This window comes from Erythrobacter sp. RANMB8 (assembly GCF_056848235.1).
In genome coordinates this window covers 25,497-48,067 of the sequence record NZ_JBREHG010000003.1, presented here as the reverse complement: position 1 = coordinate 48,067, position 22,571 = coordinate 25,497, and the positions used below count along the sequence as shown (strand labels likewise).

Here is a 22,571-nt window from a genome sequence, read left to right as displayed (position 1 = left end):
TAATTTGCTCACTTGTGCCTAAGTTTGCATTTTGTTGAATTTCAGGGGCTCTCCGGCTAGAGTGTTGCCCTCGACCAATTCAGCAGGAGTCGGAGCCCGCATGACAGTTCAGGTCAACATCACCCCCAATGGTCGGATGAGCCTCCCGGCGGACATCCGCAAGCGGCTCGGGCTCGTCGGCGGCGGCGCGGTCTATCTGGATGAGACGCCGGACGGTCTGGTTCTGCGAACAGCCGCTCAGGCAGTGGCCCGCGCTCAGGCTTTGGCGAAGCAGTACACTGAAGGAAACCCAGAAGCGTCGGTCGAGGCGTTCCTGGCCAAGCGCCGCGAGGACAGCGGAGAGTGAGCGAGATCGTACTGGACGCGTCCGCCCTCATTGCCATGCTGAAAGGGGAGAAGGGCGCCGACAAGGTCGCCGCCGCGATAGCAGACGCCCGGATCTGCACGATCAACTACGCCGAGGTGGTCACCCACTTCATCCATCTTGGCATGCCCGAGCGTGAGGTCGACGCGATGCTCAACCCACTGCCAATGACGATTGTGCCGACCGACAAGGCCTTGGCGCAAATGGCCGGGCGATTGCGGGCGGTCACTGCCGATCACGGGCTATCGCTCGGCGACCGCTTCTGTCTTGCGCTAGCGCAGCGTGACGGTCTACCGGCATGGACCAGTGATCAGAGCTGGAAGGCGATCGCCGATGCCGTCAAAACCAAGGTCGTTGCTATTCGATGATGCTCAGCCGGCGAGGGAAGGGCGGTCGTCGGCCGATCCGACCCTTGGGCGATCCTCTGGGACTTGCGCCCCCATAAAACTGCCTGGCAGATTCGACGCATATCCCGCCGAAACGCGATATTCAGGAAACGACCCCAAGCCGGTCGTTCGGTTGCGACCTGCGATTTCCTGGGAGCGGACATAAAGAGCATGCTGAGCGGCAGATGTGCATTTGCCGCCAAATGGTGTCGCTCTGCACGGCAAAGAGTAATGAGAAATTGCGGTGAGTGTCGCATAAGCCGTATGGCTAGACTCACCGCTTCCCCGTTAACTTCGACATCTATGTGTGTCGCGGGCAGGCTGATGCAGAAGGGGGGGTAAATGCGACCTGATGATTGGGAACTGCTCGAAAAAGTCATTGATGAGGCATTGGCGATGCCGCCCGAGAGACGCGCCGCATTTCTTGAGACTCGACTTGCCGACCGTCCGGAGGAATTGCTGAAGGCGCGTCGGATCATCGATCAGATGGAGCAGGCCGAGACCTTTCTCGAGCTGCCTGAGCAAAAGGATGACGACCCGGCAACGTCGCCGCCCCCCCAGTCGCGGATCGGCGTGTGGTCGATCGGAGAGATGATCGGAAAGGGGGGCATGGGGGCGGTCTACGTCGCTCGCCGGGCCGAGGGTGGCTTCGAACAGATCGGCGCGCTGAAGCTGATGCGCGATGATGCGCCGATTGACGCGGCGCGCTTCGAAACAGAGCGGCAATTGCTCGCGCAGCTTGATCACCCAGGCATCGCCCGCCTTCTGGATGGCGGAATAAGCGAAGGCGGGCAGCCATGGATGGTCATGGAACGGGTGGAGGGCGCGCCAATCGATGTCTGGTGCGCCGAGCGCAAGTCATCTCTGGCGGACCGCGTTGCCCTTACCCTCGACGTGATCAATGCAGTGGGTGCGGCGCACCGGATGCTGGTGCTGCACCGCGATCTGAAGCCCGGCAACGTGCTGGTCGATGACGCGGGCCGGGTGCGGGTGATCGACTTCGGGATTGCCAAGCGGATGGACGGCCCGGATCAGACGCAGGATATCCTGCCGCTATCGGCACCCTATGCTGCTCCGGAGCTGCTGACCGGCGCACCGCTCGGACCGCCAGTGGATGTCTACGGGGCAGCGGCCGTGCTATACGAACTGGCCTCGGGACGGCCTCCGGTTGATCTGGCGGGTGTGCCGGTGGCGCTGGGCATTGGGCGGGTGCTCGACAGCATCCCGGCCCGGCTTGTGGGTCTGCGCCCGGCGGTGCCGGTGCTCGCGAGTGCACCGCAGAGCCTTGTGGCCGATATCGACGCGATTCTTGCCAAGGCGCTGCGCAAGGAGGCGGCGGATCGCTATGCCAGTCTCGAAGCGCTGGCCGACGATCTGCGCCGCGCGCTTGATGGCAGGCCCGTGACCGCGCGCTCAGGCGACCGTGCCTATCGCTTACGGCGGGCTGCATGGCGGGCGCGCTGGCCGATTGCGGCAGTGGGCGCGATCATGGCGGTGTTGGTGGCGGGCCTTATCAGTACCGAAGTCCAACGGCGAGAAGCCCTGGCCGCGCGCGATGCCGCACTGGCGGAGGAACAACGCAGCGATGCGGTCCGACAGTCGCTTTATCTGCTGCTGGCCGAAAGCGTCGAGGCAGCTGGCGATGCAGGCAATGCGCGCAATGTGCTGGATCAGGCGACGCGCAGGATCATGACGCAATTTGCGCGCGATCCCGGGGAATCCGCCCGCGTGCTGCATGCGCTGGGCGAATTGCATTTCTATTTGGGCGACTATGCCGCCGCCAAGACCGTGCTTGCCCCTCTGGTGACGCGGGGCGAAGGCGCGGCGCCAGGCGATGTGTTGGCAGCGGCGCGGTATGACATGGCGCAAGCAATGGTGCGGCTGGGCGAAGTGGACGCGGCCAAACCGATGCTCGCCCAGGCACAGGGCTTCTGGCAGCGCGATTCTGCCAAATGGCGCGCCCGTCTCGTCGACAGCCGACTGGTCGAGGCGCAAATCCTGCGCGCCAGCGATCCGGTAGCGGCGGCAGCGATGCTCAGAAAGGCAACCGCCGATCATGCCGCGCTGTTCGGCACCTTAAATCGGCAGGCGGGCGTGTTCCAGAACAATTTGGGGGTGACCCTGCAGGCGGCGGGCGACCTTGCCGGGGCGACAGCCGCGCTGAAAAAGGCGCAGGCAATCTGGCAGGCGACCGGGCTCACCGACACCCCCGATGCGCTCAACACCGCGAACAATCTTGCGTCGCTGGAGATGCTCGGCGGTCGCCCGGCCGCTGCCGAGCCCCTGTTCGCCGAAGCGGTGAAGCTGCGCCGGCAGCTTTACGGTGCATCGGGCGGGACAGCGGCGCTGCTGAGCAATCACGGCAAGGTGCTGCTGCAACTCGGGCGCGTGGCCGAAGCGGAAAAGCTGCTCGCCGAGGCAGCGCCAATGGCCGCGCAGTTCGCCGGCAAGGGATCGATGCAGCACGTGGCTGCGCTTGCCGGGCTCGCCGATGCCCGGGTCGCAAGCGGTGCGCCCGATGCGTTGTCGGTGGCGCGTCAGGGGCTGGCTGCAGCGGATCTTGGTAAATCGCCGCCGCCTGCCAGAGCGATGGCCTTGCTGTCGCTCGCCAGGGCGCAGAAGGCGAACGGTGATGCCGCCGGCGCGCGGCAATCGCTCAAGGCCTTCGATGCCATGGTGCCCAGCCTTGGCCCGGCAGCTGCGCGCATGGCGGAAGCGGCCAAAGCGGTGAGCGCCGGACTTTAGGCCGCTGCCGCCTCGTCGAGTCCATCGCCCTGCATGTCGGCCAGCAGGAGCGCCTTGGCCTTTACCCAGTCGCGCCGCACCGTGCGTTCGTTGCAGTTGTTCAGCACTGCGATTTCCTGCTCGGAATATCCGCCAAAGAAACGCAATTCGACAATCTGCGCCAGTCTGGGAGCGTAACCAGCCAACCGTTCAAGCGCGCCGTTGATGGCCAGCAGGCGATCATCGCTTTCCCAGTAGATCACCGGCAGATCATCCTCGAAGCTTTCCGCCGCCTTGCCGCCGCCGCGCTTGGCGGCAAGACGCGCGGCCGCATGATTGACCAGCACCTGCCGCATTGCGCGGGCGGCTGTACGCAGGAAATGCGCTTCATCAGCGAAATCGTGGGCGCGGCGCAGCTTGAGATAGCATTCGTTGACCAGCGCGGTCGAACGCATGGTTTCACCCGCACCGTACCGCCAGCACAGATCGCGCGCGATGCGCTTGAGTTGCGGATAGAGCGCCTCGATCAGCGCTGCATTAGCCTCGCCTTGCTCCATGACCTGCGCCCCCTGTAGACGGACCGATTCTACCGCCGGCACTCACGATTGTCACGGGTTTTGCGCAGCATAGACTAGGGTGATTTGCCGCTTGTCTTCCCCTTCCATTGGCGAGACCGTGACCTGCACTGCGGCTTCGCTGCTGCCCGATGCACCCATCGCCAGAATGCGGGTGCCGCTCATGTTCATCTCGGCCTGCTCGGCGAGCCCGGCGGCCACGGCCTTGTTGCGGTAGAAGGCAATCACTGCGTCTGCGCTGTCCGTCGTGGTGAAGCTGACCATGCCCTTGGACTCGTCAACATTACCGGTGACCGACGCGGTGACCGTGGCGCCGGGATAGACCGGCGCAAAAGTGGGTAGGTTTGCGGGCGGAGCAATGCCGGCTTCGGCGTCTTCTGCCGTGCGAAGGGTAACGCTATCGCCGCTCTCGGGATCGGTGAGCGTATGCTCGTCGGTATTGCTGCACGCGGCCAGCAGGACGAGGGACGTAATGGTAATGGCAAGGCGCATGCGGTTCTCCTTCAGGGCGCAGGTTCAAGGATCACTTCGCGCAGAAAGCCACCAGCGCGATAGGTTCCGACGAGGCTCTCGCCCCGCCGGCCGAGTGTCATGCGGTGTGGTGTGCCATCGGCGGTGGGCGCAAGAATGAGGACAAGGCGTCGGCCTTCGCGCCGCACTTCGATGAAGCGGCCGCCGGTCAGTTCGCAGTCGCCGTCGCCGCGGATCGGGCCACCGTCGAGAAAGCTGCACATCGGCTGGTGCATGGCGTAATCGCCGCTGCCCCGACGCTCGTGGCGGCTGAGGTGAATGGTGATCGCCATCAGGCCGTGGTCGCCGCGGTCGTCCGCGGCGGCCATGCGCCAGCTGCCGTGAAAGGGCCCGGGGATGACGTCACGCGCGCTGCCCGCAGTGGCGAGCGCGAGGAGCGTGGAGGCGGCAAGGCTCGCATGCCTCATGCGGCGATCCTCCCCAGACCGGCACCGAGCATCAGCCCTGCCCAGCGCTGCTGGGCGAGGCGATCGAGGCCGCGCTGCCATTCGGGGGGTGGGAGGCACGCCGCCAGTGCATCGGCGAGCGCCTCCAGCTGTTCGGCGATCTGGGCGATGCCCTGTCCCAGCCGCGGCGCGGTCTGGATCAGGCCGTCGCCCAGCCGGACGAGCGGGGGCAGCGGCGCGGATGCGCTCACCAGCGTGCGGCGGGCGAGCGGGCTGTCGTGGCGCAGCGCGCGCGGTTCAAGCGCGATAGTGCCGATCCGTCCGGCCCAGCCTGCTCCGGCTCCGATCAGCAAGCCATCGAGCGTGGCGACCGGATCGGGCGTGTCCGTGCCCGGCTGGCGCAGAGTCAGGCGCAGCGTCCCGTCGGCTGCTCTGAGCAGCACGGCAGAATGGGCCGTGCCTCTGGCGGCGATCAGCCATGGCTGGTGCAGCCCGTCATTGAGCCCGCACCAGCTCCAGCAGCGGTCGCGCCCGGCAAGCTCCTCGATCGTCACCGCGATTCCCGCCATCCGCCCGAGCCAGTGCCCGCTGCCTGTGGCATCGAACAGCACATCGGCGATCCCCGCCATCGCGCCCGCGCGCCAGTGCCAGCCTGCGGCGTCGGTGAGCGGGGTGACCGCCATGGCGTCATGCCAACTCATCCCCGATCGGGCGGCGTGCCCTGCGAGGCTGCGGCGGAGTGCCTCGGCGCACAGGATCGGGCGCTCGCCTTCGTCGCGCCGTCCGGCCTCGTCCCACACCACCGCTGAGCCCATCGCCCAGCCGCTGAGCGCGCCGCCAAGGTTTGCTTCGAGCTGCGCCATCACCGCCGCGCTGGTGAGATGGGCGTGCTGGCGGTGGCTGGCGGATTTGCCGGCGCGGGCAGCGGCGACGTCCACCCGCCAGCCCGCACGGGCGAGCATGATCGCAGCGCCCAGCCCGGCGATCCCGTCTCCCACGATCAGCGCTCGCTGCGGCACGGGCGTGCTCAGGCTTGCGCCGTCGGCACACCGAGCCCGCGCCCGCGCGCGCCTTTGGCATCGACCATCACGAAGAAAACCAGACCATTGGCCGCATCCCCGCGCCCGAGCGTGTCCTTGGCGACAGGCTCCAGCGCGCGGGCGACGGCATCCTGCGGCATGAACATGTCCCCGGGGAAGAACATGTCGCCGGGGAAGAACATGTCGCCGGGGAAGAACATGTCTCCTGGGAAGAACATGTCCCCCGGAAAGAACATGTCACCCGGGAAAGCGACCTGCCCGGGTTTCAGCGCGAAGGCATCCGAGGCGAACACCTCCTGGATCGCGCCCTTTTCGACCCGCGCGGCGAGGAACTGGGCCTTGACCGGCCCCGCCAGCCGGGCCCGCAGGCGCACCGAGCGCAGCAGCGCGGCGCGCAGCTTGTCGCCCGTCAGCCCCTTGAGCGCGCCCGGATTGGCGATGCTGATTTCGATGACATCGCCCTCAGCCCCCAGCGCCGCGGTGCCGGTGGCGAGGCCCGCAGCAACGAAGGTGGTGGCGACGATGAACTTGCGGCGTGAAATGGGCATGGCATGTCCTTTCCTGAGTGGGCCGGCGTCAGCCCTTGGTCTGGGCGGCGAGGCATTCGCGGATTTGCGGCAGGGCGTTCTCGATCGCCTGCTGAGTGGCGAGCACCCGCACCGAACTGGCGGTCAGCGCGTCGAGCTCTTCTTCGGTCATGTCGGGCGCGCGCATCCGGGCGGCGCGATTGGTCCAGTACATGGCCGTGTCGCTGGTGATCCCGGCGACTTCGGCGGGCAGGCCGTCCTTGATCACGGTGCGGGCGGCAAAGGCTGCGCTCATCACGCCGCGGCAGCCCCACGCCTGTTCGACTTCGGCGCGGGTGGCGGTGATCGGCGCTTCGCCCTGTGCGGCGCCCTCGGCTGCCATCCCAGCGACGCCCGTGACGGCTTCGCCCCCCGCTTCGGCAGCGGCGCCCCCGCTCCCCGTCTCGCCCCCGCACGCCGCCAGTCCGGTCAGCGCGATCATCAGCACCAGTGCACGCATCATCAGTCTCCCTTCAGCGGGGAAAACCGCAAACGGCCGCGCAACCGGACAGGCCTGTGCCGAAAAATTGACGCACCGCGCCCTGTCCGGTTTTGGCGATGGTTCCTGTTCTCCCCCCATGACGGCGCAGGCCCTGCGCCTCGCGACCTGTGATTGGGGAGACCTTCCGATGTTCCGCAAAGCCGCTTTGTCTCTGGCGCTGGCAGCCTTCGCCACGACGCCCTTTCTTGCCACCGCCATCGCCGCGCAGGGCGAGCCGCCGCGTTCTATCACGCTCTACAATGCCGAGGACATGGGCGGCGCAGGCGTGACGATCACTCGGGACGTGCGCAACCTGCAGGATATCCCGGCAGAGGAAGGGTTCGATTCTACCGCCAACGACTACGCCTATTCCCTCCGGACCGAGGGGCAGTGGCAGGTGTGCATGGATGCCGACTTCAAGACCGCCTGCATGGTGGTGGACGGCGCGATGGCCTCGCTCGGCGACAAGGGCGGGTCGATCAGTTCGGTGCGCTATCTCGGTCCGAGCAAGCAGGTCGCGGTGTCGACCGCGCCTGCCCCCTCCTCGCCCGCGCCGATCGCCGCGCCTGCGCAGGCAGAAGATGACTGGCGGCCGATGATCAATGTCGACCTCTTCGGCAACGACTACCGCGAGATCGTCTTTGCCTCGGCGGGCAATGACTGGCGGACCTGCAAGGCCGCCTGCGACGGCGATGGCCAGTGCCAGGCGTGGACCTATGTCCCGCCGGGCCGGACCGAGCATGGCGAATGCTTCCTCAAGGCCCCCGTGCCCGAAGCCTCGCAGAGCGAATGCTGCATCTCGGGGATCAAGGGCGCGCCGTCATCGGGCGGCACAGCCGGGGACGCCGCGATCAACCGGGTCTTCCGCCGCCTCGGCGATACGGCCGGGACAGCGGCCGAGGACGAAGCCAACCGCGCAGTCGACCGCACTGTGCGCGGCCTGCTCGGCAAGATCATCGACTGACTCGGAGGCCCGCCGCATCCCGGCGGGGCTGCCACATTCTCGGGAAGGAGCGTCACATGACACACCTTGATCGCCGCGCTGTTCTGGCAGGCCTTGCAGGCGGCTTCGGCCTTGCCGCCGCCGCATCGGCTGTGCCCGCGCTTGCTCAGCTCCAGAAAAAGCCTGTCCCCGGCGAGCCGCGCATTATCGCCCCGCCCCCGACAGGCCGGATCGAGACCATGGTGACCTTCGAGGGGCGCAGCAGCCTCACGGGCCGGGCGCTGTTCGGTCAGATGCAGGAACGCCTGATCCTGACCACAGCCGGGGCCGCCGGAGCCTCGGGGCGCCTGATCATCAGCGCAATGCACGGCGTCGAAGTGGCGTGCTGGGTGTCCCGCCCTTTCGCCCTCACCGAGGGCAGGGTGCGGCTGATGCATTCGGGCTGCACGGTCGATCCGTCGATCTTTACCGACTTCACCGACTGGGTGATACCCCCAGTGCAAAGTGCATCGGCCTACCAAGCGGCCAAGCCGTCCGTCACCGGTGCGAGACGGTTCATCAGCGATACGGTCGGCAAGACGCTTCAGGGCGCTTCGGAGGGCTACGCCGTCATGCTGATGCCGGAGAGCGGAACGGCGGTCTGCAATATTGCACAATTCTACGGCGCGGTCGGGCTTGAGCGCAGCGTCGAAGTGATGGTCAACCGCGGATACATACGCCCCCCGTCATCGCTACCCGCACTGCCGCGATAAGACCCATATCTCGCACTCTGGCCAGCCACCATCCGTGGGTGACGGTGGGTCGTCATTATGGAACCCTGCCATGACCGAACAAGACCGCCGCAAGTTTCTGGCCATGCTTGCAGGTGGCATTGGCCTTGCCGCCGTCGCCTCGGCCGCGCCCACGCTGGGCCAGCCTCGGCCACGCGCGAAACAGCCCCGCCCTATCGTCCCGCCGCTGAACGAAGCTCCGGTCCCGCAAGCGGATGCGCAAACTGCAAGCCAGCTCGACCGCACGCTCCGACGCGCGAACGGTACCGCGAGGGCAACGCTCAACATGACAGGTTCGATCGAGATGGCCGACACCATGAGCCTGTGGGAGAATACCGTTCTCTTCTTCCCCGCAGGCACGACAACGGCCGAAAACCTCGCTGATGGGATGGTCGAGGCGCTGGGCCGGTTACTCAATGCCAGCGGACCATTCACCCAGTCGGACGGAGTGGCCGCTGGCTTGGGCACCTCGCAGCTAACCGGCCTGGCGGTCGAATTGCGGCAGATTTCGATCATACTCGATACGTGCGTTTCGAAACTTACCACCCAACAACTCGAGGGCGTTGCGTCCGATGTGGCCGCCAACACCGCTGGCTTGGCGAACATGGCCGCAAATTGCAGCACACTCGCGCAGCGCCTCGCCGGACTGGGCAGCGCCAGGCCGGTCAAGAGGCCAGAGGGATAAGCGTCTGCGCGCCTCCGGCGGTCGCTCCTCGACGATCGGGCACGCTTTGCCCAATGCTGGGCTCATGACATTTTCCCCTTCAGCCCACCGGCCTGCCCCGCCCCTTCCCGCGTGGTCGACCGTCGCGCTGGCGGGCGGCATCGTTCCAGCGAGCGCCATGCTGCTGCTGTCCGGTTCGGACGCGCAGGTGCCGTCCGCCGCCTCGGTTCTGGCGGTTGGCCTGATGGCAGCCGGCATCATCGGCGGCGCGGCTGACGGACGCTTGCGGTTCGGCGGTCTATGGCGCTGCTGACCGGCGCGATGTCGGCGGGGTGGCAGCGCTGGGACCGATGGCGGGTTCGGCGACGCGGCGGGAAGCAGCGGCGATGCCAGCACGCCGGGCGGCGACCTCGTCGGTGAACTCGACATGCAAAAATGCCCCGAGCGCGCGTCAGCCGAACTGCGCCAGGGGCTCGATCACTATTTGCGGCGGCTGCGAGAGACGACGCCGGGAACTACCCCCGATCAGCTGCGAACCCTGCGCGAGGCGATGCTTGCCGACCGGGCTCGCACTCCCATGATCCTGTGCAGCGCCGGCATTTGAACGCGCGATCATGAGCGTCGCGCGGGCAGTGTAAACCGACTGGCCTATCCGGTCTCGAAACGTGCGATGGGACAGGGCGAAGTCGGGTATTGGCTTGGGTTGAAAATGGCCTGGCGGCTTTGGTCGAAAACCGAAGTTGTGACTTTCTGGCCGAGCGACCGCCTTTTCGCCGAGAGGCGGAGCATTGCTCGGCTGACGATGGATGGCAGCTATTGGGCTCTGTCGCTCGAAAGCCGACCTTCAGCTCCCCACCCATCTGCGGTTATGAGCGTGACCAGTGCGTGATCCCGAAAGCTGCATGGCGGCTTTAGGCGAATGCGGACGTTCAATCTGGCAGCCCTGAACGACCGGGTCTGGGTCGGGAGCCGTCACGGCTCAGATCGGTCCGGTAATGGCGGCTTTGCCCGCCATCCAGAAAATTGCTGCCATTCAGCAAGCGACCCCATTGCAGTCGCTCATCACGAGTTTGGCCACGCCGAACAGGCAGAGACCTGATTAGTCGCTGTCTCGCCGGAACACACACCAGATGAACTTCTGCGCGGCGCCCCACGGGGTGAGGTGTTCCTCACGCCAGTCGTCGAGCAACGTGAACTCGCTCCCGAGTGCAGCGGCGAGGCTTGCGGCATCATGGCGCTGCACCGGCAGATCGCTGCATTTTTCTGGCCCATCGGGCGCAAAGGTGGCAATGATAACGAGTGCATCGGGCGCTGTCCCCTCCAGAAGGGCGCGGCGATAGGCCACTTGTTGCTCCGGCTCTGTCAGGAAATGGAAGACGGCCCGGTCATGCCATACCCTGTAGCGACGCGGCGGGTTCCAGCGGGTTATGTCGGCGACCTCCCAGTGGACGCCCGCTGCCGCCTCTCCCAGTCGGGCCTGTGCCGCCGCCAGCGCCGGGGCAGCAATATCGACCACCGTCACATCGCTCCACCCGTTTGCCAGCAAGGCATCGACGAGATTGGAGGCGCCCCCTCCGATATCGACGAAAGGTGTCGTGTGGGGCACATCAAACCGTGCAAGTGCGGCGAGCGAAGGGCGCGGTTCGGCTTGGAACCAACTGACCTCGCCGGGTGCCTAGTCGGAATAGACCCGGTCCCAGTGCTGCTGCGGTTCGTCTGTCATCTTGCACCTTCCTTCACGAGCAATCGATCAGCCAGTTCGCGTGCCACAGCCGCCGCCAGCAGACCCAGCAGAACCGAGGCGAGCATCTGGCTCAACCAGTGCCCGCCGAGCACCACCCGGGCCGCCGCTCCGGCAAACATCAGAGCGAGCGCGAGAGCGCGCAGCCCATTCGCCGGCCAGCCCGTTGCAGCCGCCAAGGCAACCACTCCGAAGATACTGCCATAGACCAGCCCGAAAGTGGATGGCAGCCCGCTCGAACTGCTGGCGCTGGCAACGGCAACCAGATCCGCCGAAGGCCGCGGCGCAAAGATCACAGCGCGCAAGCCCTTGTCGATCAGCCAGGCGAGGCCGAAGGCAAGCGGGACCGAAAGCACTGCGCGCCAGCCAGCAGCAAGCCATGCCAGCCCGACTCCGACCACCATGGTCGCAATTACCATTGGCGGCTTGGCTGTATCGGTCAGCCATTCAGCCCAACGCGGCGCATTACCAAACAGCGATTGCAATCTGCGTGTGGCCCCGACGTCACCCGGCAATGGCCCCTGCACTGCGAGGCAAACTCCGCCAACGGCAAGGGCCAACAAAGTAAGGATCAAGAGCCGGTTTGCAGAATGCCCCTTCACGCAATCGCTGCCCGATACCTTGCGTCAACCACCTCCCAATCAAGGTTTGCCATGAAGGCATCGACATACTTCGCTGCCGCCGCACCGTAATCTATGTGAAAGCTGTGCTCATACATATCGAGCGCGATCAGCGGTGCGCCGGTGGCCGCACCATGCATGTGATCGAAGGCCCAGTAATTGTGCAGCGACCGGGTGTGGCGGTTGTAGCTGAGGATGCACCAGCCCGATCCGCCTGCCAGTGACATGGCGGTGCGGCGGAATTCGGCTTCCCATGCGGCGAAGCTGCCAAACCAACCATCGAGCGCCTCGTAGATCGATCCTCCCGGATTGCCGTTGCCGCCCAGCGCATCGAAGTAATATTCGTGCAGCACCACCGATCCGGTGCGGTGCAGTTCCTCGCGCTTCAGCCCGGCATAGGCGACCGTCGGGAAGTCGGGATCGGCCATGGCGGCGGCGAGGCGGTTCTCGATGGTGTTGAGCCCGCGCACCGAGCCTAGGTAATTGTTCTCCCAGTGCGAGGTGATCAGCCGCTCGGACAGGCCGGTGAGCTTGGCCGGGTTGAACCGCAGCGGTTTGGGGGTGTGCTTGCCGGCAAAGGCAGCGGCACGGGAAGCGGCCGCGGCAGGGTCTTGCGCCGAGGCTGCGCTTGCCGTTCCTGCCAGTGCGATGCCCGTGGCCGACAGTGCTGCCGTGCCGATGGCTTGCCTGCGTGTGATGATGCTCATGTCGTCCTCCTCAGATTGCCAAGACCAGAACCATGCCGCCCAGCGCGGCGGCCATCAGAACCCGCAGCACCGACCATTTCAGCCCGAACACCAGTGCGCAGGCGATTGCCGCCAGCACGCTCGCGCGCCAATCGAAACTCGCCGGGTCCGGCCAGTATAAACGCAGCGGGCCGAATTGGCGCTGGCCCACCTCGGCGAACAGCACATGCAGCGCAAACCATGCGGTGAGGTTAGCGATCACCCCCACAACCGCTGCCGTCACAGCTGCGAGCCCGCCCTTCAGGCGCACGGCATTACCAAGCCGGTCGATCCACGGCGCAAGCGCGAAGATCCACAGGAAGCACGGCGCAAAGGTCACCCATGTCGTCAGGCCCGCGCCCAGCAACCCGGCGACGAATGGCGAGAACGGCTCCGGCGCGCGGAAGGCGGCAAGGTAGCCGACAAATTGCGTCACGAGGATCAGCGGCCCCGGCGTGGTTTCCGCAAGGCCAAGCCCATCGGCCATTTCGCCGGGACGCAGCCACCCGAACCCCTGCACCGCTTCCTGCGCCATGTAGGCCAGCACCGCATAAGCCCCGCCAAAAGTCACGATGGCGAGCTGCGAGAAGAATGCGCCAATTTCCCACAGCACGTGATCTTGCCCAAGCGTCAGCGCGATCAGCAGCATCGGTGCGACCCAGACCGCTCCCCAAAGGACGATCGACAGGATCGTGGTGCGCCACGGTCGTTCGGGTAAAGCACCGCCAGTTGTAGTGGGTTTCAGCGCCAACAGGTCGGGCCGCCAGGCCGCAATTACCATTCCAATCACCCCGGAACCCAAAACGATTAGCGGAAACGGGAGGTCGAATAGGAACAGCCCGATGAACGCGGCCACCGCCAGCGCACGCTTCAACACCGTATCCAGCGCACGTCCGGCAATTCGCAACAAGGCCTGCACCACAATCGCCAGCACCGCCGCTTTCACGCCGAGGAACAGCGCTTCGACCCATGCGAGAGTTGCGGCAATGGCATAGAGCACCGACAGCGCCAGAATGATGGCCGCGCCCGGAATGACAAAGAGCAGCCCCGCGGCCAGCCCGCCGCGCCATCCATGCAGCCGCCACCCGATCCATGTGGCGAGCTGCTGTGCTTCTGGGCCGGGAAGCAGGTGGCAGAAATTGAGCGCGTGGAGGAAATCATCCTCGGCCACCCATTTGCGCTCTTCCACCAATTCCCGGTGCATCAGCGCGATCTGCCCTGCAGGCCCGCCAAAGCTAAGCAGCCCGATACGGATGAACGCCCGCAGCAGCTCGGTGAAGGTGATGGAATGGGTGAGAGCCGATGACGCCAAGATGACCTCGCACAAAAGACCTCGCCAACAACGGCAAGGCTACGAGGCAACGCTTGGGCTTTTCTCGGCCTGAACGGGAGGTTGCTTCGCCCCGTCACCGAGGGTTTAGAATGCTGAGGAAGCCGTAGCAAGGTCTAAGCGGAAACACAGTCACTCTTCCAGATTCGGCCATCGGGAGGCGCGACTCCGAGAGCCGCTCCTTTTCGAAGGGCTTCCTGAACGAGTCGCAAAGGTTCAGGGTGTGTTCACCACAGTGGTGGGGCAGGGTCGGCGCAATGTGTCCCGCTTTGATCCTAAGCTGTTCGATTCACGGATGGCACGAGAGTGTTTCGGCGGCAGGGTGACTGAGCAATCCTATCGGAAGTCCAGCGCCAGACTTGTCTGCGCTGCGAGCCACTGCCGATCAAGCTTACGACCTGGAGGCGTCAGCGAGCCCAGCAGCGGGCGATCAGGTTCGACAACGGCTTGCTGCACCGCCAGCCTCCCACGATAGCCGCGCCGCTCGAGATCAGTTGCGATCGCCAGTACGTCACCTTCGTCCAGCAGCGCGTCGTGGACGGTAGTACGCACTTCGAACGTAACGCGATCCTGTCGGCACAGCAGATCGAGCGTGCGGGCGAAGCGGGGGAAGGCGACAGTGCCGGTGACAGCGCGGAACCGTTCCGGTGGTGCCTTGTAGTCGAGTGCGACATGATCGATCAGCATGCGATCCAGCATCTGCGCGACTACATCGGGGCGCAACCCGTTAGTATCAAGCTTGACCGCGAATCCCATCGCTTTCACTTGGGCCGCAAAGTCGCCCAGACCGGGCCAGGTTGTCGCCTCACCGCCCGACAGCACCACCCCCTCCAGAAGCCCCCGCCGTCTCCGGAGGAACGCCAGTGCATCGCCTTCACTCAGCTTTCCCTTGCCCAGCACAATGTCCGGGTTGTGGCAGTAACCGCAGCGCATGTTGCATCCCGCTACCCACAGTATGCAGGCGCTGCGATCGGGAAAATCGAGCAAGGTGAAGGGCGTGATCGCATGGAACGGGTGCGTCATCCGGGATCGCTTGCGCTCCGGCCCGTCGCGTTCAGCCAGCGTGACCAAACAGGTCCTCCATCATCGCCGCATCCTCGGTAAAGTGACGGCGCTGGCGATGTTCGCCGACCTTGCCCTTGTTGAAGCTGTCGACCGGTCGGAAATAGCCCATCACCCGCGTCCAAACCTTGGTTTGCGTACCGCATTGAGGGCATTCGGGTTGCTCGCCCTCGAGATAGCCGTGGGTGTCGCAAACCGAAAACACCGGGGTCAGCGTGACATATGGCAGGCGATAGCGGGTCAATACGGTCCGCAGGAACCCGCGCGCCGCATTGGCGCTCGACAGCTTCTCGCTCATGTATAGGTGCAGAACCGTGCCGCCGGTGTATTTGCATTGCAGATCGTTCTGCAATTCCAGCGCTTCGAACGGATCCTCGGTATGATCGACCGGAATTTGGGAGCTGTTGGTATAGTAGATATTCTCGCCGCCTCCCGCTTGCAGTATGTCGGGAAAGCGTTTGCGGTCTTCCTTGGCAAACCGGTAGGTGGTGCCTTCTGCCGGTGTGGCTTCGAGGTTGTAGAGGTTGCCGGTCTGCTGCTGATAACCGACGAGGCGCCCGCGCATATGATCGAGAATTGCGAGCGCCATTTCGATGCCGTTAGGCACGGTGAGATCGGCGTCATCGCCGGTGAAGTTGCGCACCATCTCGTTCATGCCATTGACCCCGATGGTCGAGAAATGGTTGCGCAAGAACGGCAGGTAGCGCGCGGTATAGGGATAGAGCCCACGATCATACAGGCCCTGAACGAAAGCGCGCTTCTTCTCCAGGGTAGAACTGGCGATGTCCATCAGCCGGTCGAGTTCGGCCATCAGCCCAACAATGTCGCCTTTGAACCGATAGCCAAGCGCCGCCATGTTGATGGTCACTACACCCAGCGATCCGGTCATCTCGGCCGATCCGAACAACCCGTTCCCGCGCTTGAGCAATTCGCGCAGGTCAAGCTGCAAACGGCAGCACATGGAACGCACTGCGCCCGGCGCATAGGCTTCGGGATTGGGACGCCGCTCGCCCGTGACCGGATCACGCAGATACTGGCTGCCGATGAAGTTCTGGAAGTATGACGATCCGACCTTGGCGGCATTGTCGAAGATCGCGCTGGCCACACGGCTGTCCCAGTCGAAATCCTCGGTGATGTTGACAGTGGGGATCGGGAAGGTGAAGGGCTGGCCGGTGGCATCGCCCTCGGTCATGATCTCGTAATAGGCGATCACAATCTGCTCCATCTCGGGGGCGAAATGAGCAAAGGTCAGGTCTTCCAGACTGCGCAGCCCGAGATCGCGCTGGCGGGCGCGGTCGAGCAGGGCAGTGTCGTCCAGCCCCGAAAACAGGTGACGATCGTGCGCGGTCGGGTAGAGATCGCGCAGGTCTTCGGGCACGGTGATGTCGAGCGTGATGTTGGTGAACGGCGACTGTCCCCAGCGCGCCGGCACGTTGAGGTTGTAGACGAACTGGCGGATCGCTTTCTTGATGTCTCCGAAACTTAGATTATCGCGGAAGACATAGGGCGCCAGATAGGTGTCGAAACTGGAAAATGCCTGCGCGCCGGCCCATTCGGATTGCAGGATGCCGAGGAAATTGGCCATCTGCCCCAGCGCCTCGCGGAAATGGCGCGGCGGGCGCGAGGACACCCGGCCTGCCACCCCGTTGAACCCGTCATTGAGCAGCGCTCTCAGCGACCAGCCAGCGCAATAGCCGGTGAGGCTGTCCAGATCGTGGATATGGATGTCACCCTGACGGTGGGCGAGGCCTTCTTCGGGTGCATAAACCTGATCTAGCCAGTAGTTGGCGATGACCTTGCCCGCGACATTACTGACGAGGCCAGCGTGCGAATAGCCGACATTGGCGTTGGCCTTGATCCGCCAGTCTGCGCCAGAGATATATTCATCGATTGTGGCACCGCAATCGATGCTGCGGCCGGAGGAAGGCGCGGTTCGCAGAGCGGCGATGTGATCAGCGACGGCAGTGGACGGCATGGCAAGTTACTCCCGAACATTTTGTGGCATGATTGGTGTTTGGACCACATCATCTAGTGGTGAACCCTTCTAGAGCGGCGTCAGGGATATGGATTGACATTCATCAATTGGGCTACCCGTGACGCGATTTTTCCTACGACGCGGCGACCTTTGCACAACATACAAGGCCGCCCCCTGACCCAAGGGCCAGGAGGCGGAAAGGTCACTCCTTCGGGAGGGACGGGAGTGAACGGAGCTTTGCGTGTCAGGCAGCGACCGGGTGGCCGCCTTCCATCGCGTGGAGGATGCGCGGGTCGTCGGTCAGCGGAATGCCGACCTCTTCGTACCGCGCACGCACCCGCGGCGTGAGCAAGCCGACGCGGGCCAGCGCGGGCAGCATCAGGTGTTCGAGCGAATGGATCTGCCCCGGCGGCAATTGCCGCGTGATGCCGAGCTGCTCGGCCTCATTCAGGCCGGTGAAGAAATCATCCGCGTCAATCTCGCAGTTCTCCAGCACCAGCATGAAGCCGGGATCGACCCGGCTGGCGATGGTGCCCGCGGTCCCGGCAAAGGCGAGGATCTTCACCGCCCCGAACGCGAAATCGGCAAGGTCTTCCACCTCGTCCTCGGCCAAGGCGCCGATCACCGGGGCGAGATAGGCGTGGCCGAACGACACGTGGCGGGATTCGTCGCGCATCACGTTGAAGGTCAGCTGCTTGAGCAACTCGCACTGGGTCGAACGGTACATGTTGTTGAAGGCGCCCAGCGCGAGGCCCTCGACGATCATGTTCATGCCGATCATGATCTTCTCGTAACGATCGGCCTTCAGTGTCGCGTCGATCAGCTGCTTGAGCCAGCCCGACATGGGATAGACCATCGCCACCTTGTCGCAGTACCTTGCGAACACCTCGACATGGCGGGCCTCGTCCATCGTCTGGGTCGCGGCATAAAGCTTGGCCGTGGCATCGGGCACGGAATGGGTAACGCAGGCCGCCGTCATCAGCGCGCCTTGTTCGCCGTGGAGGAATTGCGACAGCATCTGCGCGGTCGAATGGGCGGTGAAGCGTTCCTGCTGCGACTTCGACAGCTTCCGGAAGAACGGCATCCGGTGATAGATGTCCTGTTCGTCATTGATCAGCGGCTTCGACGGATCGACCGCCAGATCCCACGGCAGGCGTTCATCGCTGTTCCACTGGTCCTGCTTGGCGCGGCGATACAGGTCCTCGATCTTGTCGCCCGACATCAGGTAATCGAAGGTCCAGGCGATCTCCAACGGGGTGCGATAGATGTCGTCGGGTGCCTTGCCCTTCAGCCAGTGCGGCAGGGTAATCGCCGGTTCGCGTTCCTTGACCTGTTCCATCGCTCTCTCCGTTTATGGTGTCCGGGTGTTCAATATTGGCGCGCGGGCAAGTGGACGATGATGCCGTCGAGCGCGGGGGTGACCGGGATCTGGCACGACAGGCGGCTGCGAGTGTCCACATCATAGGCGAAATCGAGTGTGGCGCGTTCCAGCTCGTGCATGGCGGGCAGGCGCGCAGCGTCCTCTGCCGCGATGTAGCAATGGCAGGTGCCGCAGGCGCAAAAGCCGCCGCAATCACCCTCGATCCCCGGCACCTTGTGCATGGTGGCGGCCTCCATCAGGCTGATGCCGTCGGGGCTGGCGACTGTGTGCGGCGTGCCATTGTGTTCGACATAGGTGATCATCGGCATTCAGAAGACTCCGTGCGTTGCTGACATTCGTGTAAGCAATTCGCATCCTGGCAGGCATTGACATATATCAAGGCGACCTTCGCCCCCGCCGGGCATCAGTCCACCATCGAAATTTCTGCGCGAGGCTGCCATGGCCAATCCCGGCTCGTATAACCTGTTCCTGCGTGCCACTTTCGGGATCGAGCCGGGGAGCGAGCTTGCCCGCAGTCTGGGCGAACTGGCTACGCAGGTGCAGATCACCCGCGGGCAGAAAGTCGAAACCGATCCCGATACCGCCACGCTGGTTTTTCTGACCGAAGGCGCGACCAAGCTGAGCGCGCTGGCATCACGCGGGCGGCACCAGATCGTCGCGTTCCACTTTGGCGGCGATATCTTCTCGGTCCCGCCAGTAGGGCTGCATCGTCATGTGGTCACCGGACTGTGCGAGAGCGCGCTGACAGTGTTTCCGGCAGCCGCGTTCTATGCCCGCGCGGCGGCCAGCCCGCGGGTGATGCGGACGCTGCTCGAACGCACCCAGACCGCTCTGTTCCGCTGCCGAGACAAGGCCGTAAACCTCGGTCGCAAGACCGCGCGTGAACGGCTCGCGGGCTTTCTGCTGGGCATGGCAGAGCGGCTCGAATGCCCCGATGGCGAGCCCGGCTGCATCGATCTGCCGATGACGCGCCGCGATATCGGCGAGAGCATCGGCCTGACCATCGAAACCGTCAGCCGCCAGCTGACCGATTTGAAAGAGGACGGGATCATCGACACCCGCGGGCGGTCCTGCATCATCCTGCATGATCTGGCGCGGCTGGCCGAGCAGGCTGGCAATGTCGAACCGCGCCAAGCTGTCACGGCTATACAGCCTGCCGAACCAGCATTTGCGCCTTCCTGAGCGCGCCTAGATCAGCCCGTGCGCCCCGGCCATCGCGCCGAGCGTCGTGATCAGCGCAGCGACTGAAAGCACCCGGTGCACCCACACCATCCGCTGCCAATCGGCCGCCGGATCGGGCGAATGGGCCATGCGATGGTGCAGCACCAGCGGCTCGGCCACGAACAGCATCAGCGCAAATACCAGCCACAGCCCCACCATCGCGTGCATCCACCACAGCGCCGGATCTGCAAAGCGCCACCACAGGTCCGCCTCCCACGTCATCCACAGCCCTGAGGCCCCAGCCAGCAGCACCCAGAATTGCGCTTGCGGGGCAAAGCCCTGCTCGATCCGGTGGAACGCGGCGAGGCGCGCGGCAGGCGCTTCACTGCGAGCGATGGCAGGCATCACCACGAAAGTGACGAACCACACCCCGCCGATCCAGCCAACCACCGAAGCGACATGCGCCACGCGGGCGAGAGTGAACCAGTCGATGTCCATGCCTGATGATCTAGCGGCCCTGTGCCGCGCCATCCTTGATGCAGGTCAATTACGCTGGCGGACGCAGGGGTATTTCACGCAGCATGAATCAAGCATCGCTCCCCCTGCTCGCCCTCATCGTCACTCTGGCGCTGCCGGTTGCCGCGCAAGCCGAAACCGCGCCGCCGCCTGAAGCCGATGCCGTCACCCTCGATCCCTATGGCGATCTGCGATACCGGATCGAATTGGTCGATCAGGACGGGTTGCCGGAAGATGCCGCCGCTTCGACACTGCGAATCCGGGCCGGGTTCAGGCTGGGCGACTGGCACGGCTTCAGCCTGCAGGTCGAAGGCGAGGGGATCGTGCGGGTCGGGCCGGAGGATTACAACGATACGGTCAACGGCAAGGTCGCCTTTCCGGTGGTCGCCGATCCGGAATCGGTGCAGCTCAATCAGGTGTTCGTCCGGTGGAAGCCCCATGCCGCCGTCGAGCTCGCTGCGGGGCGGCGGGCGGTCAATCTCGATAACCAGCGCTGGATCGGCTCGGTCGATTGGCGCCAGAACGACCAGACGCTGGATCTGGCGCAAGTGACACTGCGCCCGGCCAAGGGCGTGGCGATCGACTATTTCAACGCCTGGCGGGTCGACCGGATCTTCGGCGAGGATTCGCCGCAAGGGGTGTTCCGCGATACCGATATCAATGCAGCGCGGATCGCCTATTCGGGCAGCCCGATCGGCACGGTGTCGGCCTATGGCTTCTGGCTCGACATTCCGTCGCACCCCGGCAGTTCGTCTCGCACCATGGGAGTGCGGCTGATCGGCGATCAACCCTTGGCCAAGGGCGCAAAGCTGCTCTACGCCGCCGAATATGCACGGCAATCCGATCATGCGGCCAATCCCGCCAATTTCGCGCTCGATTACCTGCTGATCGAGCCGAGCGTGGCATTCGGCGGTTGGGCGGTGAAGGCGGGGCTGGAGCGGCTGGAGGGCAATGGCGCGGCGGCCTTGCAGACCCCGCTGGCGACGCTCCACGCCTTCAACGGCTGGGCCGACAAGTTCCTCGTCACCCCGCCGGATGGCCTGCGCGATCTGTATGGCGAGGTCGGCTACAAGTTTGCAGGCGGCGCTTTGAAGGGCCTAACCCTGCGTGCGATCGTGCATGATTTTGCCGCGACGCGGCGCGATGCGGCTTACGGGCAGGAGCTTGATCTGCTGGCGGTCTACCCGGTCCGCACCAATCTCGTTCTGCTCGGCAAGTTTGCGCACTACGCGGCAGACGGCTTTGGTGCCGATACCACCAAGGGCTGGCTGTCGCTGCAATTCAGCTTCTGAGGGCTTGCCGCCGGTGCCATTCCTCGCGAGTGAGTTCCCAGTAGCGTGAGCGGCGCAGGCTGCCATCCGGGCGGATGCTGTCGCGCTCACCAATGAAGCGGAAGCCGGCCGCCTCGATCACGCGGGCCGAGCGGTGATTGTCGAGCGCGGCGGTCAGGCCGATCAACCGCACGCCGAGGTGATCGAACATCCAGCCGAAACTGCGCGCCGCGCCAGCCTTGCCGGTGCCGCGGCTCTGGGCAGCGGCGCGATAGGCTCCGCCGATCTCGGCGGCGGAATTCTCGGGCCAGATGGTGAAATAGGAATAGCTGGCTATGCCGCCGCCGTCACCGGGGAGCACGGCGAGCACCGCCTCACCGCGGTGCTGGCGGTCGCGTGCCTCGCGGACCCATCCGGCGATATTTTCATGAGTAAAGGGGCGCGGCAGATCATAGATCGGATCGGACACGCGCGGATCGGACAGCAGGTCGATCAGAGCGGGCACATCGCCCTCGTCGGCGACCCGGTAGCCGGGGCCGAGCAACGACACATCCGCCATGCGCACCGCTGTGCGGATACGAGCCGCCTCCTTGGCGCTGACAGCAAGCCGGGTTTCGGGCGGCGCGCTCATTCCTGGCGAGGCTCAGCGGTCAGCCGGCACCGGATCGGGCCGGGCAAAGGCGGCCAGCGCGGCGCGATCTTCGATCCGCACCCGCGCGCCGCTTATGTTCACTCCGTGCTCCTTGAGGGTGCCAAAGGCGCGGCTGAGGTTTTCAGGCGTCATCCCCAGTAGCGAGGCGAGCACACGCTTTTCGCCACTCAGTTCGAAGTCCCAGGCGTTGCCGCGCTGGGCGCTGAATTCGAGCAGATGGTTGGCGAGCCGCTCGGCTGACTGGCGCAGCTTCATGTCGGTGAGCGCGCGCACCATGTCGCGGTAGCCCAGCGCCAGTTCATGCATCGTCGCCTGCATCAGCGCGGTATCCTTGCGGATGACCTCGCGCATCAAAGCTGCCGGCACCAGCAACACCCGCGAAGAGGTCAGCGTGCGCGCCGACATCAGATAGGGCAGATCGGTCATCACCGCGGCGAGGATAAAGCTGGTCACCGGCTCGACGATTTTCATCGTGGTGTCGCGTCCGGTGCCAGAAACATAAAGTTCCACCAGACCATCCACCAGCACGTGCAGGAAATCGGCCTGCTGTCCGCGTTCGAACAGGGTCAGCTGCGGCGGGAAGACCTGCAGGAACGATCCCGACAGCACGCGCTCGCGCATGGCGTCATCCATGTCGCGGAATAGCGGAAGGCGGGCAATCTCTGGCTTCTCGCCGATTCTCATAAGGCTCATGACCGTCTGGTTAA

At 64.8% G+C, this 22,571-nt stretch carries 26 protein-coding genes; 9 read left to right on the top strand and 17 right to left on the bottom strand.

Features of this window, described 5'->3' with window-relative positions:
- Positions 1–100 precede the first annotated feature (100 nt).
- The 3 genes from ACU0AG_RS06500 to ACU0AG_RS06490 all read left to right on the top strand — a co-directional run bounded on the left by ACU0AG_RS06500 (position 101) and on the right by ACU0AG_RS06490 (position 3,495).
- Positions 101–346, top strand: a complete 246-nt coding sequence (locus ACU0AG_RS06500) for an AbrB/MazE/SpoVT family DNA-binding domain-containing protein (protein ID WP_101794840.1) — start codon at positions 101–103, stop codon at positions 344–346.
- Complete coding sequence (locus tag ACU0AG_RS06495) at positions 343–732, top strand: type II toxin-antitoxin system VapC family toxin (protein ID WP_482781450.1); 390 nt, start codon at positions 343–345, stop codon at positions 730–732. The genes ACU0AG_RS06500 and ACU0AG_RS06495 overlap by 4 nt, the downstream gene beginning before the upstream one ends.
- 360 nt (positions 733–1,092) lie before the next feature.
- Positions 1,093–3,495, top strand: a complete 2,403-nt coding sequence (locus tag ACU0AG_RS06490) for a serine/threonine-protein kinase (RefSeq protein WP_482781449.1) — start codon at positions 1,093–1,095, stop codon at positions 3,493–3,495.
- On the opposite strand, the gene ACU0AG_RS06485 is transcribed toward ACU0AG_RS06490, so the two are convergent.
- The 6 genes from ACU0AG_RS06485 to ACU0AG_RS06460 are packed head-to-tail and all read right to left on the bottom strand — an operon-like array spanning position 3,492 to position 7,035.
- Positions 3,492–4,031 (bottom strand): ECF-type sigma factor, encoded by a 540-nt coding sequence (locus ACU0AG_RS06485; RefSeq protein ID WP_482781448.1) that lies wholly within the window; start codon positions 4,029–4,031, stop codon positions 3,492–3,494. The two genes, ACU0AG_RS06490 and ACU0AG_RS06485, sit on opposite strands and share 4 nt — an antisense overlap.
- A 51-nt stretch (positions 4,032–4,082) precedes the next feature.
- A complete protein-coding gene (locus ACU0AG_RS06480) occupies positions 4,083–4,541 on the bottom strand; it encodes a hypothetical protein (protein WP_482781447.1) in 459 nt (152 codons plus the stop codon).
- A gap of 11 nt (positions 4,542–4,552) precedes the next feature.
- Positions 4,553–4,987 (bottom strand): hypothetical protein, encoded by a 435-nt coding sequence (locus ACU0AG_RS06475; protein WP_482781446.1) that lies wholly within the window; start codon positions 4,985–4,987, stop codon positions 4,553–4,555.
- Entirely contained in the window at positions 4,984–5,985 is a 1,002-nt protein-coding gene (locus ACU0AG_RS06470) for a hypothetical protein (RefSeq protein WP_482781445.1), read from the bottom strand. Before ACU0AG_RS06470 ends, ACU0AG_RS06475 begins: the two co-directional genes overlap by 4 nt.
- Positions 5,986–5,993: 8 nt before the next feature.
- Positions 5,994–6,554, bottom strand: coding sequence for a hypothetical protein (locus ACU0AG_RS06465; RefSeq protein ID WP_482781444.1), 561 nt, complete (start codon positions 6,552–6,554; stop codon positions 5,994–5,996).
- Between the two features lie 28 nt (positions 6,555–6,582).
- Positions 6,583–7,035 (bottom strand): hypothetical protein, encoded by a 453-nt coding sequence (locus tag ACU0AG_RS06460; RefSeq protein ID WP_482781443.1) that lies wholly within the window; start codon positions 7,033–7,035, stop codon positions 6,583–6,585.
- Between the two features lie 166 nt (positions 7,036–7,201).
- Between ACU0AG_RS06460 and ACU0AG_RS06455 the strand changes: the two genes are divergently transcribed.
- From ACU0AG_RS06455 to ACU0AG_RS06440, 4 genes are all read left to right on the top strand, one after another.
- A complete protein-coding gene (locus ACU0AG_RS06455; RefSeq protein WP_482781442.1) occupies positions 7,202–8,017 on the top strand; it encodes a PAN domain-containing protein in 816 nt (271 codons plus the stop codon).
- 56 nt (positions 8,018–8,073) lie between these two features.
- The gene (locus ACU0AG_RS06450; protein WP_482781441.1) at positions 8,074–8,748 is read left to right on the top strand and encodes a hypothetical protein; all 675 of its coding nucleotides are present in this window, start codon (positions 8,074–8,076) and stop codon (positions 8,746–8,748) included.
- 70 nt (positions 8,749–8,818) lie between these two features.
- Positions 8,819–9,451, top strand: coding sequence for a hypothetical protein (locus tag ACU0AG_RS06445; protein ID WP_482781440.1), 633 nt, complete (start codon positions 8,819–8,821; stop codon positions 9,449–9,451).
- Positions 9,452–9,515: 64 nt separating this feature from the next.
- Entirely contained in the window at positions 9,516–9,743 is a 228-nt protein-coding gene (locus ACU0AG_RS06440; RefSeq protein WP_482781439.1) for a hypothetical protein, read from the top strand.
- Between the two features lie 786 nt (positions 9,744–10,529).
- Here ACU0AG_RS06440 and ACU0AG_RS06435 read toward each other — a convergent pair.
- The 8 genes from ACU0AG_RS06435 to ACU0AG_RS06400 form a co-directional block, all read right to left on the bottom strand.
- Positions 10,530–11,036: a class I SAM-dependent methyltransferase gene (locus ACU0AG_RS06435; protein WP_482781438.1), complete on the bottom strand. Its 507-nt coding sequence runs from the start codon at positions 11,034–11,036 to the stop codon at positions 10,530–10,532.
- A gap of 113 nt (positions 11,037–11,149) precedes the next feature.
- The gene (locus ACU0AG_RS06430) at positions 11,150–11,656 is read right to left on the bottom strand and encodes a phosphatase PAP2 family protein (RefSeq protein WP_482781437.1); all 507 of its coding nucleotides are present in this window, start codon (positions 11,654–11,656) and stop codon (positions 11,150–11,152) included.
- Between the two features lie 113 nt (positions 11,657–11,769).
- Positions 11,770–12,498, bottom strand: coding sequence for a superoxide dismutase (locus ACU0AG_RS06425; protein WP_482781436.1), 729 nt, complete (start codon positions 12,496–12,498; stop codon positions 11,770–11,772).
- Positions 12,499–12,508: 10 nt separating this feature from the next.
- Positions 12,509–13,828, bottom strand: a complete 1,320-nt coding sequence (chrA, locus tag ACU0AG_RS06420) for a chromate efflux transporter (protein WP_482781435.1) — start codon at positions 13,826–13,828, stop codon at positions 12,509–12,511.
- Positions 13,829–14,182: 354 nt separating this feature from the next.
- Positions 14,183–14,917, bottom strand: coding sequence for an anaerobic ribonucleoside-triphosphate reductase activating protein (locus ACU0AG_RS06415; RefSeq protein WP_482781434.1), 735 nt, complete (start codon positions 14,915–14,917; stop codon positions 14,183–14,185).
- Positions 14,901–16,883 (bottom strand): ribonucleoside triphosphate reductase, encoded by a 1,983-nt coding sequence (locus ACU0AG_RS06410; protein ID WP_482781433.1) that lies wholly within the window; start codon positions 16,881–16,883, stop codon positions 14,901–14,903. Before ACU0AG_RS06410 ends, ACU0AG_RS06415 begins: the two co-directional genes overlap by 17 nt.
- Positions 16,884–17,127: 244 nt before the next feature.
- The gene (locus tag ACU0AG_RS06405) at positions 17,128–18,222 is read right to left on the bottom strand and encodes a ferritin-like domain-containing protein (RefSeq protein WP_482781432.1); all 1,095 of its coding nucleotides are present in this window, start codon (positions 18,220–18,222) and stop codon (positions 17,128–17,130) included.
- A gap of 29 nt (positions 18,223–18,251) precedes the next feature.
- Positions 18,252–18,572 (bottom strand): 2Fe-2S iron-sulfur cluster-binding protein, encoded by a 321-nt coding sequence (locus ACU0AG_RS06400; RefSeq protein ID WP_482781431.1) that lies wholly within the window; start codon positions 18,570–18,572, stop codon positions 18,252–18,254.
- Positions 18,573–18,702: 130 nt separating this feature from the next.
- Between ACU0AG_RS06400 and ACU0AG_RS06395 the strand changes: the two genes are divergently transcribed.
- Complete coding sequence (locus tag ACU0AG_RS06395) at positions 18,703–19,446, top strand: helix-turn-helix domain-containing protein (RefSeq protein WP_482781430.1); 744 nt, start codon at positions 18,703–18,705, stop codon at positions 19,444–19,446.
- Between the two features lie 6 nt (positions 19,447–19,452).
- Here the strand turns inward: ACU0AG_RS06395 and ACU0AG_RS06390 are convergent, their stop codons facing one another.
- The gene (locus tag ACU0AG_RS06390) at positions 19,453–19,917 is read right to left on the bottom strand and encodes a hypothetical protein (RefSeq protein WP_482781641.1); all 465 of its coding nucleotides are present in this window, start codon (positions 19,915–19,917) and stop codon (positions 19,453–19,455) included.
- 89 nt (positions 19,918–20,006) lie between these two features.
- On the opposite strand from ACU0AG_RS06390, the gene ACU0AG_RS06385 reads away from it, so the two are divergent.
- Positions 20,007–21,233, top strand: coding sequence for an alginate export family protein (locus ACU0AG_RS06385; protein ID WP_482781429.1), 1,227 nt, complete (start codon positions 20,007–20,009; stop codon positions 21,231–21,233).
- On the opposite strand, the gene ACU0AG_RS06380 is transcribed toward ACU0AG_RS06385, so the two are convergent.
- Together ACU0AG_RS06380 and ACU0AG_RS06375 are read right to left on the bottom strand one after the other, a co-directional pair.
- Entirely contained in the window at positions 21,223–21,843 is a 621-nt protein-coding gene (locus tag ACU0AG_RS06380) for a GNAT family N-acetyltransferase (RefSeq protein ID WP_482781428.1), read from the bottom strand. The genes ACU0AG_RS06385 and ACU0AG_RS06380 overlap by 11 nt on opposite strands.
- A gap of 12 nt (positions 21,844–21,855) precedes the next feature.
- Positions 21,856–22,557, bottom strand: a complete 702-nt coding sequence (locus ACU0AG_RS06375) for a helix-turn-helix domain-containing protein (protein WP_482781427.1) — start codon at positions 22,555–22,557, stop codon at positions 21,856–21,858.
- Positions 22,558–22,571 lie beyond the last annotated feature (14 nt).

Coding starts and splice junctions, on each gene's coding strand:
- ACU0AG_RS06500 (WP_101794840.1), top strand. CDS start 101: ATGACAGTTCAGGTCAACATCACCCCCAATGGTCGGATGAGCCTCCCG.
- ACU0AG_RS06490 (WP_482781449.1), top strand. CDS start 1,093: ATGCGACCTGATGATTGGGAACTGCTCGAAAAAGTCATTGATGAGGCA.
- ACU0AG_RS06485 (WP_482781448.1), bottom strand. CDS start 4,031: ATGGAGCAAGGCGAGGCTAATGCAGCGCTGATCGAGGCGCTCTATCCG.
- ACU0AG_RS06480 (WP_482781447.1), bottom strand. CDS start 4,541: ATGCGCCTTGCCATTACCATTACGTCCCTCGTCCTGCTGGCCGCGTGC.
- ACU0AG_RS06475 (WP_482781446.1), bottom strand. CDS start 4,987: ATGAGGCATGCGAGCCTTGCCGCCTCCACGCTCCTCGCGCTCGCCACT.
- ACU0AG_RS06465 (WP_482781444.1), bottom strand. CDS start 6,554: ATGCCCATTTCACGCCGCAAGTTCATCGTCGCCACCACCTTCGTTGCT.
- ACU0AG_RS06460 (WP_482781443.1), bottom strand. CDS start 7,035: ATGATGCGTGCACTGGTGCTGATGATCGCGCTGACCGGACTGGCGGCG.
- ACU0AG_RS06455 (WP_482781442.1), top strand. CDS start 7,202: ATGTTCCGCAAAGCCGCTTTGTCTCTGGCGCTGGCAGCCTTCGCCACG.
- ACU0AG_RS06450 (WP_482781441.1), top strand. CDS start 8,074: ATGACACACCTTGATCGCCGCGCTGTTCTGGCAGGCCTTGCAGGCGGC.
- ACU0AG_RS06445 (WP_482781440.1), top strand. CDS start 8,819: ATGACCGAACAAGACCGCCGCAAGTTTCTGGCCATGCTTGCAGGTGGC.
- ACU0AG_RS06440 (WP_482781439.1), top strand. CDS start 9,516: ATGACATTTTCCCCTTCAGCCCACCGGCCTGCCCCGCCCCTTCCCGCG.
- ACU0AG_RS06425 (WP_482781436.1), bottom strand. CDS start 12,498: ATGAGCATCATCACACGCAGGCAAGCCATCGGCACGGCAGCACTGTCG.
- ACU0AG_RS06410 (WP_482781433.1), bottom strand. CDS start 16,883: ATGCCGTCCACTGCCGTCGCTGATCACATCGCCGCTCTGCGAACCGCG.
- ACU0AG_RS06405 (WP_482781432.1), bottom strand. CDS start 18,222: ATGGAACAGGTCAAGGAACGCGAACCGGCGATTACCCTGCCGCACTGG.
- ACU0AG_RS06400 (WP_482781431.1), bottom strand. CDS start 18,572: ATGCCGATGATCACCTATGTCGAACACAATGGCACGCCGCACACAGTC.
- ACU0AG_RS06395 (WP_482781430.1), top strand. CDS start 18,703: ATGGCCAATCCCGGCTCGTATAACCTGTTCCTGCGTGCCACTTTCGGG.
- ACU0AG_RS06385 (WP_482781429.1), top strand. CDS start 20,007: ATGAATCAAGCATCGCTCCCCCTGCTCGCCCTCATCGTCACTCTGGCG.
- ACU0AG_RS06380 (WP_482781428.1), bottom strand. CDS start 21,843: ATGAGCGCGCCGCCCGAAACCCGGCTTGCTGTCAGCGCCAAGGAGGCG.
- ACU0AG_RS06375 (WP_482781427.1), bottom strand. CDS start 22,557: ATGAGCCTTATGAGAATCGGCGAGAAGCCAGAGATTGCCCGCCTTCCG.